The sequence below is a fragment of the Pontibacter silvestris genome, from assembly GCF_020907275.1.
Classification (GTDB): domain Bacteria; phylum Bacteroidota; class Bacteroidia; order Cytophagales; family Hymenobacteraceae; genus Pontibacter; species Pontibacter silvestris.
The window spans coordinates 1-14,017 of sequence record NZ_JAJJWI010000045.1; the positions used below are offsets into that span (position 1 = coordinate 1).

Below are 14,017 nucleotides of genomic sequence, written 5' to 3' on the forward strand. Positions count from 1 at the left end.
CCGTACTATAGTTACCAAGCCCTACTAAGGCAATACCTAATTTCTTTTTCTGAGAAGTATCCTGCCCCGGCTGCTCCTCTGTATTTGCAGAGTTTCCAGACTGGCAGGAGCCAAGTGAAACTAAAGGTATTCCTAAAGCTGTAGTTCCAAGCGCTAAGGAAACACCTTTTATAAACTTCCGGCGGTTGTTGTTAAATGGAGATTCTTTTCCCATAAGTTTATCTGCAAGTAGGAGAAAGTTATTTATGGATAGTATATGTACTTAAAATGAAAAGGTTGGCACTTTGAAAGGAAAATAGAAGAATTAATAAAAGAATATCTATACTTGATACCTTTTATAAGTACAAGTAAATTAAAAATAACGACTGGAAATTTAAATTTTATCAGAAACATATTAACAGAAATATATTTCACTATTAACAAGAACGTAGGGCTATACTTATAGCGTTTGAACTAACTGATATAAAAAGAGAAAATGATTTCTGAAATAAAGCACTTTCACCTGTAAAACTTATAAGTTTTTTGGGGCTAAAAGCACATCACCTGAAAGGTCAGGAAAAACAACAAGTAGTACAACTGTGCAAAAGGTTTAGGCAACAATCATTGCACAGGTCCTATATAACAAAATATTATTTGAGATGGTATTAGGCTAGTTGGTATTATAAAAGCTAACAGAACTAGAGCCACCATTAAAACAAAATAGACATCAATGTTTTTTATAGATAGCGTTACCTGGAGAAACTTCTCTTTGCTTTTTTTTATTTATACTTTATGTACTAGTGCTACCAGTTGTTTTGCACAAGATTTAACCTTTGGGGATAGTATAACCGTAGCCATTGCTCCTGAATATGATGAAGTAAGTAAGATCCATCGCTTTTTCTTTGGCGAAAACTACCGCAAAATTTGGGCTGCTCCTGTTAAGCTTAAAGTTTTTTACCTGCAGCAGGAAAAAGGAGGATTATCCATTGTTAAGCAAGGCGGGGGAATGCAAACCAGATCTTTACGCCTTGCTGATAGTACAGGAAATGAATGGGTGCTACGATCCGTAGAAAAATATCCGGAGAGAGCGCTTCCAGAGAATATGAAAGCACCGGTGGCTAAAGATGTATTAACAGACCTGATATCTACTGCCCATCCGTATGCACAGCTGGCTGTACCACCTTTAGCTGAGGCACTTCATATACCGCACACAAAGCCGCAGATAGTGTACGTACCAGATGACCCTGCCTTGGGGAAGTACAGAGATAACTTCGCCAACTCCGTAGCCCTGTTTGAGCAGCATGGGCCTGTGGAAGAAGACACCGATAATACTTTTAAGGTGTTAGACAAGCTGGAAGAAGATAATGACAATACTGTTGATCAGCGGCTGTTGCTCCGGGCACGCTTACTTGACCTTGTTATCGGAGATTGGGACCGTCATGAGGATCAATGGCGGTGGCAACAGATAGAAGAAGAAAATGGCGATGATCATTATTATCCTATACCACGGGACCGCGACCAGGTGTTTTATAATCCTTCTGGCCTTTTCCCTTCTATTGCCTCACGTAAATGGCTCATGCCTAAATTTCAGGGCTTTCATGAGGAAATACGTGATGTGAAAGGTTTTATGTTCAACGCTCGCTTCTTTGATCGTTTGTTTTTGTACCAGTTAAATGAGCAAGACTGGAGAGAAGAAATAAATGTTGTGCAGTCAACTTTAACGGACAAACTGCTGATGGATGCTGTAAAGCGCCTGCCTGACACTGTTTACGCCTTATCGGGCAAAGAAATCGTGCGAAAGTTAATTGCCAGAAGGAACAGCCTTACGGAAGAAGGTTTAAAATATTACCGCTTTCTTGCAAAGGCTGTGGATATACCGGCATCAGATAAGCATGAGCGTTTTGAGGTAAAGTACGGCGAAGGTGGCCTAGTAACCTTAACAGTTATTAAAATCAAAAAAGACGGCAGCAGAGACAAGGTGCTTTTTCAGCGCATCTTTCATCCTGATGTTACCGAAGAGGTGAGACTTTATGGGCGTGGAGGCAAAGATGTCTTTGCTGTATATGGTAACAATAAATCGCCCATAAAAGTCAGAATGATAGGGGGAGGAAATACTGATACTTTTAATGTAGCTGATAACTTCAAAAATAAAGACCAGTTATATGTTTATGACCGTTCTGATAAGGACAATGTTTTTCCATCTCGTTCTAAAGCGAAACTACGCATTTCAGATGATACACTTGTAAATTATTATAACCCCCGCAGCTTTGCATATGATAAACTGGTGCCAATGGCAACTGTTGGATATAACCTGGACGATGGCGTACTTTTAGGAGTAGGCTTTAACTATACCACGCATGGGTTTAGAAAAGAGCCTTTTGCTGCCAGACATAAACTGCTGGTAGGGCATGCATTGGCAACAAATGCATTTTTTGGTCGCTATTCAGGGTATTTCACACAACTACTCGGGAAGTATGATGTAAGCCTTAATGTAGATGCCCGAGCTCCAAGAAATACCATCAATTTTTTTGGCGTAGGAAACAACACAGAATATATTAAACAAGGAGACAACCCTATTCGCTTTTATCGTAGCCGTTACAGCTTTATTAACGCTGAGGCATTGCTTAATAGTAATGCAGGTAAAAACATAAAGCTATTTGCAGGGTTTGCAGGGCAATTTTACTACAACAGGCAATCTGAAAACACGGGGCGCTTTATAACTATTTACAACGAACAGAACCCTCAAGAGAACGTCTTCTCATCTAAGGTTTACGCAGGTTTAGTTACAGGCTTTGAATTTGACACTCGGAATAACCCGATACTACCCGCCCATGGCGTATACTGGAACACCTCGGTAAGGGCTATGCAACAGCTAAACGGCCAGAAGAGTACGTACGGTCAGGTTCAATCCCAAATCAGCTTTTACCTGAATCCTAAAAACGACACCAGCTTTGTGGTTGCCAACAGAATAGGTGGAGGTACGACTGTTGGAGATCCTGATTTTTATCAGATGTTGTATTTAGGAGGTAATGAGAACCTTCGGGGCTTCCGCAATTATCGTTTTGCCGGTGAAAGCATGCTGTACCACAACATTGAGTTGCGTTTAAAGCTTTTTGATTTTACAACTTACCTGTTTCCAGGCTCTTTAGGATTGATTGGTTTTAATGATATTGGCAGAGTATGGACTGAGGGAGAGTCATCAGGGAAATGGCATGATGGCTTCGGAGGTGGCTTTTACCTAGTACCTGCACAGTTGATTTTGATACAGGGAGTAATAGGCTTCTCAGGAGAGGAGACATTACCTTACCTCTCTGTCGGTTTAAGATTTTAAAATATACGTAAGCTGGAATAAGTAAAAGCGCATCAATGGAGAAACAGTATTAGCCTAATATCCGGCGAATATCATTCGCTTTCAACATTAGCTCTTTGCCTTTTTCTTCATCATCTTTGTCTATAATATCTTTAAAAGACTGTAGTTGCTTAATGTAACTATCAAGGGCTTCAGACACATTCTTTTTGTTTTGGGTAAAGATGGGACCCCACATCTGCGGTGAGCTTTTAGCAAGACGAACAGTAGAAGAAAAGCCACTTCCAGCCATGTCAAAGATATGCTTTTCATCTTTTTCTTTGTCTAGTACTGTAATACCTAGTGCAAATGAACTGATGTGACTAAGGTGTGAAACATAGGCCAGGTGCAGGTCATGGGCTGCGCTGTCCATGTATCTCAGATGCATCTCAAGGTCCTGGCAAACTTGTTCTACAAGTTTTAAAGATGCAGCATCACTTGCTTCTTTATCACAGATAATCATGGTTTTGTTCATCAGTAAGGAAGCAAAAGCAGCTTCAGGTCCGGAGTATTCTGTACCAGCAATAGGGTGAGCAGCCACAAACTTTCCTCGTTTCGGGTGCTTATGCGCGGCCTTACAAATAAGTTCTTTGGTAGAGCCTAAATCAACAAGTGTGGCATTTTCAGGGAGAAAATCTAAAATAGGGGAAATGAGTCTCGAAATAGCATTAACAGGTATTGCCAACACAATAAGATCAGATTTTTTTACCGCTTCCTCCAAAGGCAGCACCTCATCAACCAAGTGAAGTGAAAGAGCTTTTGCGGCATGTTCCGCGCTGTAATCAACCCCAATAAACCTGTAATTATTATGTTTTGCTTTTAAACCTAAGGCAAAAGAACCACCCAAAAGGCCTAAACCAACTATTGCTATCTGCATATTGCTTGTATTGCTGTTCTTGTTTTGTTGCTTCACTTTCAGATCAACCTGAAGAGATCAACCTGAAGATATAAAGCAACACAAAAGTAAGAAGCACATCGATAGTAAAAATTGTTTTAGCAAGACAACTGAAAAATATTAAGAGAAATAAAGACTTACTGATCTCCAGGTGCACCACTTACCTTCTCTCCATCTGCCCAGACAGCAACAATGTTTCTGGTGTTTTTAATGTCTTCCACCGGATTGCCGCCCAATACTACAAAATTTGCCTTTTTCCCAATCTGAAGCGTTCCGTACTCATCATCAATTTTTAGCAGTTCTGCTCCGTTTCTGGTTACTATCGTGATGGCCTGTAATGGAGTAAGCCCGGCTTCAGTCATTAACTGCAATTCCAGGTGCTCAGAAAAGCCCTGTGCTCTTATTGGCTGGGCACCAGAGTCTGTTCCCATCGTTACCTTTATGCCTGCCTCATACATTTTCTTCAGGTTATTTAAGGCAATGTTAAAATGGTCGATCTTCTGCTGCAGGTTAGGGTCATTCTTAAGCCTGTTCAGGTAATCTTCACTTTTTAAGGAATCTAAAACTCCTGGTTCTAAAGAGGAGGAAAAAAATTTGCTGTCTACCCAGTCAGGCTGCCGGAGGTATATAAAATTATACTCGTCCAGAGACAGTGTAGGAATGTAAACTACATTTTTAGCTTTCATCTCCTGCAACAGTTCCGCATCAACCTCCTGGTCGCGTATGCTGTGGGCCAGTATATCAACTCCAGCTGCGACCAACTTCTTTGCATCCTCCAGGTAAAAAACATGTGCCGCCACCCGTAGGCCGTGCTGGTGCGCTTCGCCGATAACAGCTTCATATACTTCAGGCTCCATTTTAGGCACGGTTCCTCCAAAATCATCCACCCATATCTTTACAAAAGCGGGCTTTGATTTTACCAGTTGCTGCATCTCCTCAGTTGCCTCTTTTGCCGACATAGGTCTAATTACTTTATCAAAGCCTGCGTTTTGAGGGGGAGCTCCTTTAGGTACACCTATCCCATAACCTGCTGTAAAAACCATAGCACCCGATAACTGCCCGTGTTGCGAGGAATCGGCTAAAGCAAACATTATCTCTCTATCAGACCCTAAGGATAATACGGCACCTACACCATACTGCTCATACTGCTCGAGTTGCCGGAGTATGTTTTCCCTCGTATAATTTTCCTTTGCTACTTTATTGCCTTTCAGTAAGCCTACATGCCCATGCGTATTAACCATACTGGGCATGATGGTTTTACCTTCCAGATCTGTCACCTCAGAATTTTCGAGTAATTCCATACTACCATGTGGAAATATGGCGTATATGGTATCTGCCTGAATAATGAGTGTCATGTCATTCTGTGCAGGCGCACCAGTGCCATCAATAAGAGTCGCATGATCTAATACTGTTGCCGGATCTTCTTTATTTTCTTGCTTACAGCCAGCTAAAATAAGCAGCAAGAGGCCTGCAGCCCGCGCATAACATTTCATAATTCAGAGCTTTTATATAGACTGCCTTCTGATACGCGCAGCCTTTTTTTTAGATTAGCTGAATTTAACCGTCCGCTTTTCTTTGCTGCTTTGCAAGGCGAGCTCAATAAGCTTCATGGTATTACGTGCCTGCCCAGGTTTAACAACAAGCTCTTCCTCTCCGAGTATGGCTTTGTAAACGTTTTGGTATAAACCTCTGTAGTCGCCGGTTTCGCTTTCAATTCTACCTTTAAAATGCAGCCCATCAATTTCAGTGTTCAAAGTTCCCCAAATCTCTTCTGGCTCCACACCCCATACAGGAGTGTTTGACGGAGTAAGTCCTGTTTTTAAAGCATCTTCCTGCACATCCATACCATACTTAACAAAGGCACCTTTTTCACCTAAAAGGATAAAATGTGGCCCAAGTTCTCTTACCAGCATACCGGCCTTAAGCGTAACTTTTAAGCTTTCATACTGGAGTATCAGCTCAAAATTGTCTATTATTTTAGAATTCAACCTTTGTATTCTGATGTCTGCCATTATTTCTTCAGGGTTGCCAAAGAGGTACAGTGCTTGGTCAATCAGGTGTGAGCCCAGATCATGAAGAAGGCCTGAGCCAGGTAAGTCTTCCTCTTTCCAGGTGTTTGGTTTTATTTCATTTCGGAATCTGTCGAAATGGGCTTCATATTCTACCAGATTGCCGAGAACATTATGCTCAACAACCTTTTTGACAGTTTTAAAATCACTGTCCCATCTTCTGTTCTGAAAAACCGTCAGAAGCTTTTGCTGGGTCTTTGCCAGCTCAATTAGTTCATCTGCTTCCGCAAGCGTTGTGGTGAAGGGTTTATCTATCAGTACATGCTTGCCCGCCTGTAAGGCCGCTTTGGCATGTGAAAAATGTGTGGCATTAGAAGTTGCGACTACTACTAAATCTATCTCCTCATCAGACAGGATTTCCTGCGTATCGCTCACAATGCGTGCTTCTGGATAGCTTGTCTCAGCAAGCTGGATACTCTCTTCTCTGTTGGCTCTTATCTTTTTAAGATGTAGCCCAGGCACAGCTGTTATAAAAGGTGCATGGAATATTCGCCCGGCCATGCCGAAGCCTAAGAGGCCTACATTAATTTCTTTATTCATAGAATTGCTTTGTTCTGCTGAAGAAGCTGTTAAGATTAAAAAAGGAACTTAGAGAGGTAATATACTACAAACACAGCTAGGGCGCAATCTATATTATATGTTATAACTTAAAACATAGGTTACGTACTTTAGCAGTGTCAACAGCAGCTATCGCTAACGACGTTATGACTTTGCTTACCTTTACATACTATGAACGATTCTGTTTCTGCCGTAGAAAAACCCGAATTAACTCGTCTGAACCTATGGATAATGGCCGCCGCTTCAGGCATTACGGTGGCAAACCTGTATTATAACCAGCCGCTTCTGGGTCTGATTTCAGCCGATTTTAGAGTAACCGAAGCAAAAGCAGGTTCTATATCTATGCTCACGCAAATTGGCTATGCAGCAGGCATGCTTTTTATAATTCCTTTGGGAGACATGCTTCGGCGAAAAAGGCTGATAATGTTTGATTTTGTGCTCATAGTAATCTCACTGCTGCTGGCGGCCTTTGCCGTTAACATAGAAATGCTCATGGTAGCCAGTTTTCTTATTGGGGCTACTTCGGTTGTACCTCAACTACTGGTACCTATGGCTGTACACCTGGCCAAACCAGAGGAACGAGGCAAAACAGTGGGCTTCGTGATGAGCGGCTTACTACTGGGGATACTATTATCCCGTACATTGAGTGGCTTTATAGGAGAGCACCTTGGCTGGCGCTCAATGTTTATGATAGCTTCCGGCCTGATGCTGATTTTCTGGGCGGCACTGTATTTTCTTCTTCCCGAAATACACCCAGAGTACAAAGGAAATTACAAAAGCCTGATGAGTTCGCTGATACACCTGACAAAAACAGAACCTTTGCTACGACTGGCTTCTGCCCGTGGTGCTTTATGTTTTGCCAGCTTTGGTGCCTTCTGGACAACACTTGTTTTCTTACTGGAAGAACCGCAGTTCAATGCAGGAAGTGATGTGGCCGGTGCTTTCGGTTTGGTAGGAGCATTTGGTGCACTGGCAGCATCTTTTGTGGGTAGGCTTAACGATAAAGGCAATTCCTTTCGCACCACTACCATTACTGTGTCTATGATTGTAGTATCCTACATAATCTTCGGATTATCAAGCCACAGTCTCATAGGCTTGATTATTGGAGTTATAATTATGGACCTTGGAGTACAGGCGACACATATTTCTAATCAAACCCTTATATTTTCGCTGCTGCCAGAGGCCCGCAACCGCCTGAATACAGTTTACATGTTTACGTATTTTGTAGGTGGAGCCATAGGTACCTATCTGGCCAGCCAAGCCTGGCATCACTGGAAATGGAGTGGAGTAGTAGTTGTAGGATTGGTACTATCATCTCTAGCCTTAATCATACATCTTAGTTTCCTAAAGCAGCGTAAAGCAAGTTAGTTGTTAGCTGAAGCAGCATATAACAATAAACCTCTTATAGTCTGAGCTTCGTATGCTATGCTATGGAAAAGAATGCAAGCAAGTTCTATGACTTTATAAGAACAAACCCCCGGAGTGCTAAACCACGCCATACAGGTTTAACTGAAATACGCGGCCCGTACTACTCCGTTATGGGTAAGCGTTATCTGCAGGACGTGCTGGAGACAATGGGACCTTATGTTGATTCTCTGAAATTTGCCGGAGGAGCTTTTATGCTTATGCCACCTAAGGCGCTGGAAGAGATTATTGCAGAAGCACATGCGCATGATGTTATGGTTTCTACCGGAGGTTTTATTGAATATGTGCTTCATCAAGGTAAAGAAGCTGTAAAGAAGTACATTGCCGAATGCAAAAGTGTAGGCTTTGATATCATAGAAATTTCGTCTGGTTTTATCACCATACCTACTGATGACTGGCTTCGCCTGGTGGAAATGGTACAGGAGGCAGGCTTAAAAGCTAAACCGGAAATTGGTATTCAGTTCGGGGCTGGGGGAGATACTTCCGCAGCAGAGCTCAAAGCAGCCGGAACTCGTGATACAGGTTTTGTTATTAAGCAGGCTAAACGCTTTCTGGAAGCTGGAGTTTACCTGATTATGATAGAATCAGAAGGAATCACGGAAAATGCTAACCCGTGGCGTACTGATGTTCCTGCACAGTTTATAGACGAACTGGGGGCCGAAAAACTAATGTTCGAAGCTGCTGATCCGCCAGTGTTTGAGTGGTACGTTAAAAACTATGGTTATAACGCCAACCTCTTTGTGGACCATAGCCAGGTGGTGCAACTGGAGTGCCTGCGGCAGGGGATATGGGGCACACAAAGTACCTGGGGCAGAATACAAGGGATAGAGTGAGGAGTTGCTGAGTGCATATAAAAGCTCATTTACTGCAGCTTCTTGCTGAAAGATTGTGTGAATCCATCAGAAATTAATAAATTTAGTAACACAATCATTCCTCACCCTCTGAAAAATGAAATACCTTCTTTCTGTTGCTTTCTGCAGCATCAGCACCTTTACTTCCTGTTTTGCACAAGTAGATAACCAAAAACCAGAAGCCCAGGAACTGCAGGTAACATGGGAATTACTTGATAATTACTATCAGAACAAAAACCAGACTCTTTCGGCTGTAACCTTAACTAATACAGGCAAAGCAGCACTTCCGGCAAAAGGTTGGAGTTTGTATTTCAATGCATCACCATCTTTTAAACCTAAAGAAACTGCTGGGGCCGTTAAAGTAGAGCATGTTAATGGAGACCTGCTAAGGTTAGTACCCACAGAAAAATTTGAAAGTATTGCCTCTGGAGCATCCCAAAGCATAGAGTTTACTTCAGCGGGTCGGCTCGTAAATTTCAGCCAGGCACCTGATGGTTTTTACCTGGTTTGGGATGATAACCCTGAAGTAGGTGTGCCTGTTAAAAATACAGTCAAAAAGCCAGCAGGAAGTGTTAGTAATGATTCATTTGTCTCTCCTGAAACCATTTATAACAAGAACAGAAACATTCAGGATATTCCAGCCGAAAAGCTAACCAAGGTATTCCCGACACCCGCACAATATTCAGAAACTAATCAAACCTTTACTTTAACTGCCGCAGTACCTATTGTTGCCGAAAATGCTTTCAGAAGCGAGGCCGATATACTGGCTACACACCTGGCAACCATTTTAGGTAAGCAACCTGCTGTTCAATCTAGTGGTAAAGGAAAAGTTATTTGTCTACAAAAGAAAAAGGGACTGCAGCCTGAAGCTTATGAGCTTCAGGTTAGTTCAAATGGCATCATAATAGCCGCCTCCACACCAGCCGGGATTTTTTATGGTACACAGTCACTAATTACCTTACTGCCTCCAGCAGCTCTAGCTACTACACAAAAAGCTGTTAGTCTGCCAGGAGTAGATATAACTGATGCACCGCGCTTTGGACACAGGGCCTTTATGCTTGATGTCGCACGGAATTTTCAGCCAAAGCAGCAGGTGTTAAAGATCCTTGACCTGATGGCGCTCTACAAACTAAATGTTTTCCATTTTCACTTAAACGATGATGAGGGCTGGAGGCTTGAAATACCTGCTTTGCCAGAGCTCACACAAGTAGGAGGGAAACGGGGCCATACGCTGAATGATAAAAAAAACCTGGTGCCTTCGTATGCATCAGGCCCGAATGTAAGTAATACTGCAGGCAGTGGCTTTTATAGTAAAGCAGATTTTATTGAAATACTTCAGTATGCGAAGGCGCGTCACATTCGCGTTATTCCTGAAATAGAAACACCCGGCCATGCCAGAGCTGCTATAAAAGCGATGGATGCACGTTATGAGCGCCTGATGCAGGAGGGAAAAAAACAAGAGGCTGAACAGTATTTGCTCCGTGACCTGAACGATCAGTCTGCTTACAGATCCGTGCAGCATTGGAAAGATAATGTAATTGATGTATCGTTACCCTCTACGTACGACTTCCTGGAGACAGTAGTAGATGAGATGCTGCAAATGTACAAAATGGCCGGTGCTCCAATAGAAACCATACATTTTGGCGGAGACGAAGTGCCTTCTGGTGTGTGGGAGAAGTCGCCCTCTGTTCAGGCTTTGATCAAGAACGACCCTTCAGTAAATAACACAGGCGACCTTTGGTTTTACTACTTCGGCAAAGTAAATAAAATGGTTAAAGCCCGGAATTTGTATTTATCTGGTTGGGAGGAGATAGGTCTGCGGAAGGAAAAACAGAATGGCCGTACTGTTTATGTACCCAATCCTGATTTTGCTGATGAAAATTTTCATGTAGATGTCTGGAACAACCTATGGGGTGCTGAAGATCTGGCTTATAAAATGGCCAATGCTGGTTATAAGGTGGTTCTGACGAATGTAACAAACTTTTATTTAGATTTAGCTTATCAGAAAGATTATGATGAGCCTGGCTTGTTCTGGGGTGGATTTCTGGATGTGGACAAACCATTCTACTTCATCCCTTTTGACTATACCAAAAATTTCAAAGAGGACACCAATGGTGACCCTGTAGATAGGTCAAAGTTTAAAAACCTTCAAAAGCTTACAGTATTTGGGAAATCGAATATAGTTGGTTTGCAAGGGCCTTTGTGGAGTGAAAAAATAACCAGCCCAGAGCGAATGGAGTATATGCTGCTCCCTAAACTGCTTGGTTTAGCTGAAAGAGCCTGGGCTAAAGATCCTGCCTGGGCTACTGAGCCTGACGAAGCAAAAAGTGTAAAGCTATATAACCAAGCCTGGTCAGACTTTGTAAATACTCTGGGTAAAAGAGAGCTGCCTAGGCTAACCTATTATGCAGGCGGTTTTAATTACAGAATTCCCACACCTGGCGCCAAAGTAGAAGACGGTAAAGTACAAGCTAATGTACAGCTGCCAGGGCTGACAGTGCGGTATACTACTGATGGAACAGAACCAACAACAAAGAGTAAAGAATATACAGGCCCGATAAGTGCAAAAGGTAGTATTAAGTTGAAGGTATTCGACGTAAAAGGCAGATCCGGCAGGGCAGTAACTATTGATAACAAATAACCAAGTTTTATAATGAATAGCAAATTAAGAATAGCTGTAGTAGGAATAGGAGGGGTAGGAGGATATTACGGAGGTAAACTGGCGCAGCGTTATGCTGATTCAGAGGATACAGAAATTATATTTATTGCCAGAGGTAAACATAAAGAAGAAATCCAAACCAATGGACTTACTATAAATGTTGGCTCCTCAAAGTTTACAGTTAAACCTGATCTTGTAACCGATGATGTAGCTGGCCTGGGAAAGCTGGATATAATTGTTTTCTGCGTTAAGAGTTATAGCTTGGATAAAATTGCCGAAGATTTCAGACCTAGCATTGATGAAAGCACGTTCCTGTTGCCTTTGCAGAATGGCATTGAAAGCATTGAGTATTTAGATAAATTATATCCTGCTGCAAAGCTTTTATGGGGCTGTGTTTATATTATTTCCAGTGTTGGGGCACCAGGTGTTATTGAAGTAAAAGGTGAATATAATCGCTTGGTTTGGGGTAATCCTGAGTTACCTGTTAAAGAGTTAGACCGCATCCATAAACTATTTACAGACGCAGGCATTATTAGTGAGTTATATTCAGATATAGTAGTAAAAGTGTGGAATAAGTTTTCCTTTATTTCACCTGTTGCAACACTTACATCTGCTATAGGAAAAACAATGGGAGAAATTTATGAAAACGCAGAGTTGAAGGAAAATCTACGTATATTAATGCGCGAACTTTTAGCTGTAGCACATGCTAAAGGAGTAGAAATTGAAGCATCCATTATTGATACTAACATGAAGATATTAGGCAAGCTTCCTAAAGATGCCACTTCTTCTATGCAAAGAGACTTCATGAACAACAACCAAACTGAGTTGGAGACTTTAATAGGCTATATTGTAAGAGAAGCTCAAAAGTCAAAAGTTGAAACTCCTCTTTTTAGTAAACTTTACGGGCAGCTAAAAAGCAAATAAGGGCCTTTAAGTCCACTATTTATAGAGTAAAGAACTGCACCCACACCTACTATATGTAGATGTACTTGATTTGAATTAAGCAATGGCTATACTATTAAACTACTGTAGCTTTAAAATACTATAATAAACAGACAGGGGAGCAAACTTTTACTCCCCTGTCTGTTTATTATAGCTTTGCTTTTCCTTTACAAGCCCTACTGCGCAAACTCCACCTCTGGATTCTCTTTGACCTTATATACCTTAACTAAGGTAAGGATGTTAAGTGCCAAAGCTACAGCAACACCTGCTGCATAGGCTATACTAGCTGGCAGGCTAAAGCCTTCGGGAGCTACCAGAATGTAAGATGTAGCCACAGCACTCATAAAAGCTGCAGGAACTAAGGTTATCCAGAAGAACTTATGCTCTTTAATCAGATAAGCCGTAATAGTCCATAGTACCACGGTTGCCAATGTCTGGTTTGTCCAGGCAAAATAGCGCCACACAATGCCAAAGTTTATTAGGGTTAAGCCAAAGCCAGCCACAAATAAAGGTATACTTATCAGCAGCCTGTTTTTTATGGAGCCTTGTTTAGATTTCATAAAGTCAGCTACTATTAGCCTGGCACTTCTAAAAGCTGTATCACCAGATGTTATCGGGGCAGCCACCACACCTAAGAGCGCCAATATACCACGAATCTTACCTAACAGAGAGTTAGAAATAACACTTACGACATAAGCTGCATTTCCCTGCTCCTGAGTCATAAGGTCATTTAGCCCATCAACACCACCAAAGAAACTCATGCTGATGGCAGCCCAAATTAAGGCTACAACACCTTCTGTAATCATAGCCCCATAGAAAATGCTTCTGCCTTGCTTTTCATTCGTCATACAGCGTGCCATCATAGGAGATTGAGAGGCATGGAAACCAGAAATAGCTCCACAGGCAACAGTCACGAAAAGCATTGGAAACAACGGGTATTTCTCCGGGTTCACATGCTGGTTCGTAAGGTTAGCAAAAGTTATTTCAGGTATATCTAAGCCTTGAGCAAACATCATAATAGCAATACCTACTGCCATAAACAGCAAAGCTACTCCTAATACAGGGTAAAGCTTACCAATAATCTTATCAATAGGAAGTACTGTTGACAAGATATAATAAATAAAGATAATCCAGATCCACATACTAATGCCTCCACCAACATCGTTTGTCATATCAGCCAGGATTTTGGCTGGCCCCATAATAAAAACAGCTCCAAGCATAACCATTAAAACAATGGTAAAGGCACGCATAAACTGTTTCATGCCATTGTGGAGTTGCTACCTTTGACTGGAG

General features: G+C 41.8%; 10 protein-coding genes. 5 read left to right on the plus strand and 5 right to left on the minus strand.

Going from position 1 to position 14,017, the window contains the following annotated elements; all coding sequences use genetic code 11:
- Positions 1 to 214: twin-arginine translocation signal domain-containing protein (locus tag LN995_RS20880; protein WP_229963037.1), on the minus strand; the 214-nt coding region annotated here is incomplete at its 3' end.
- Positions 215 to 709: 495 nt separating this feature from the next.
- Here LN995_RS20880 and LN995_RS20885 point away from each other — a divergent pair.
- On the plus strand, positions 710 to 3,310 hold the full coding sequence (locus LN995_RS20885; RefSeq protein WP_229963038.1) for a BamA/TamA family outer membrane protein: 2,601 nt from the start codon (positions 710 to 712) through the stop codon (positions 3,308 to 3,310).
- A gap of 49 nt (positions 3,311 to 3,359) precedes the next feature.
- On the opposite strand, the gene LN995_RS20890 is transcribed toward LN995_RS20885, so the two are convergent.
- From LN995_RS20890 to LN995_RS20900, 3 genes are all read right to left on the minus strand, one after another.
- Positions 3,360 to 4,202: a prephenate dehydrogenase gene (locus LN995_RS20890; RefSeq protein ID WP_229963039.1), complete on the minus strand. Its 843-nt coding sequence runs from the start codon at positions 4,200 to 4,202 to the stop codon at positions 3,360 to 3,362.
- A gap of 155 nt (positions 4,203 to 4,357) precedes the next feature.
- Positions 4,358 to 5,713 (minus strand): amidohydrolase family protein, encoded by a 1,356-nt coding sequence (locus LN995_RS20895; RefSeq protein WP_229963040.1) that lies wholly within the window; start codon positions 5,711 to 5,713, stop codon positions 4,358 to 4,360.
- Between the two features lie 54 nt (positions 5,714 to 5,767).
- Positions 5,768 to 6,829 (minus strand): oxidoreductase, encoded by a 1,062-nt coding sequence (locus LN995_RS20900; protein ID WP_229963041.1) that lies wholly within the window; start codon positions 6,827 to 6,829, stop codon positions 5,768 to 5,770.
- A 189-nt stretch (positions 6,830 to 7,018) separates the two neighbouring features.
- Here LN995_RS20900 and LN995_RS20905 point away from each other — a divergent pair, with 189 nt between their 5' ends.
- The 4 genes from LN995_RS20905 (at position 7,019) to LN995_RS20920 (ending at position 12,706) form a co-directional block, all read left to right on the plus strand.
- Entirely contained in the window at positions 7,019 to 8,215 is a 1,197-nt protein-coding gene (locus LN995_RS20905) for an MFS transporter (protein WP_229963042.1), read from the plus strand.
- 62 nt (positions 8,216 to 8,277) lie between these two features.
- Positions 8,278 to 9,105 (plus strand): phosphosulfolactate synthase, encoded by an 828-nt coding sequence (locus tag LN995_RS20910; protein ID WP_229963043.1) that lies wholly within the window; start codon positions 8,278 to 8,280, stop codon positions 9,103 to 9,105.
- A 115-nt stretch (positions 9,106 to 9,220) separates the two neighbouring features.
- Positions 9,221 to 11,764: a family 20 glycosylhydrolase gene (locus LN995_RS20915; protein ID WP_229963044.1), complete on the plus strand. Its 2,544-nt coding sequence runs from the start codon at positions 9,221 to 9,223 to the stop codon at positions 11,762 to 11,764.
- 12 nt (positions 11,765 to 11,776) lie between these two features.
- Positions 11,777 to 12,706 (plus strand): ketopantoate reductase family protein, encoded by a 930-nt coding sequence (locus LN995_RS20920; protein WP_229963045.1) that lies wholly within the window; start codon positions 11,777 to 11,779, stop codon positions 12,704 to 12,706.
- Positions 12,707 to 12,900: 194 nt separating this feature from the next.
- Here LN995_RS20920 and LN995_RS20925 read toward each other — a convergent pair whose 3' ends face one another.
- Positions 12,901 to 13,986, minus strand: a complete 1,086-nt coding sequence (locus tag LN995_RS20925; RefSeq protein ID WP_229963046.1) for a carbon starvation CstA family protein — start codon at positions 13,984 to 13,986, stop codon at positions 12,901 to 12,903.
- Positions 13,987 to 14,017 lie beyond the last annotated feature (31 nt).

What these genes read in the sequence shown, in the direction of transcription:
- LN995_RS20885 (WP_229963038.1), top strand. Translation starts at nt 710, where the DNA reads ATGTTTTTTATAGATAGCGTTACCTGGAGAAACTTCTCTTTGCTTTTT.
- LN995_RS20890 (WP_229963039.1), bottom strand. Translation starts at nt 4,202, where the DNA reads ATGCAGATAGCAATAGTTGGTTTAGGCCTTTTGGGTGGTTCTTTTGCC.
- LN995_RS20895 (WP_229963040.1), bottom strand. Translation starts at nt 5,713, where the DNA reads ATGAAATGTTATGCGCGGGCTGCAGGCCTCTTGCTGCTTATTTTAGCT.
- LN995_RS20900 (WP_229963041.1), bottom strand. Translation starts at nt 6,829, where the DNA reads ATGAATAAAGAAATTAATGTAGGCCTCTTAGGCTTCGGCATGGCCGGG.
- LN995_RS20905 (WP_229963042.1), top strand. Translation starts at nt 7,019, where the DNA reads ATGAACGATTCTGTTTCTGCCGTAGAAAAACCCGAATTAACTCGTCTG.
- LN995_RS20910 (WP_229963043.1), top strand. Translation starts at nt 8,278, where the DNA reads ATGGAAAAGAATGCAAGCAAGTTCTATGACTTTATAAGAACAAACCCC.
- LN995_RS20915 (WP_229963044.1), top strand. Translation starts at nt 9,221, where the DNA reads ATGAAATACCTTCTTTCTGTTGCTTTCTGCAGCATCAGCACCTTTACT.
- LN995_RS20920 (WP_229963045.1), top strand. Translation starts at nt 11,777, where the DNA reads ATGAATAGCAAATTAAGAATAGCTGTAGTAGGAATAGGAGGGGTAGGA.
- LN995_RS20925 (WP_229963046.1), bottom strand. Translation starts at nt 13,986, where the DNA reads ATGAAACAGTTTATGCGTGCCTTTACCATTGTTTTAATGGTTATGCTT.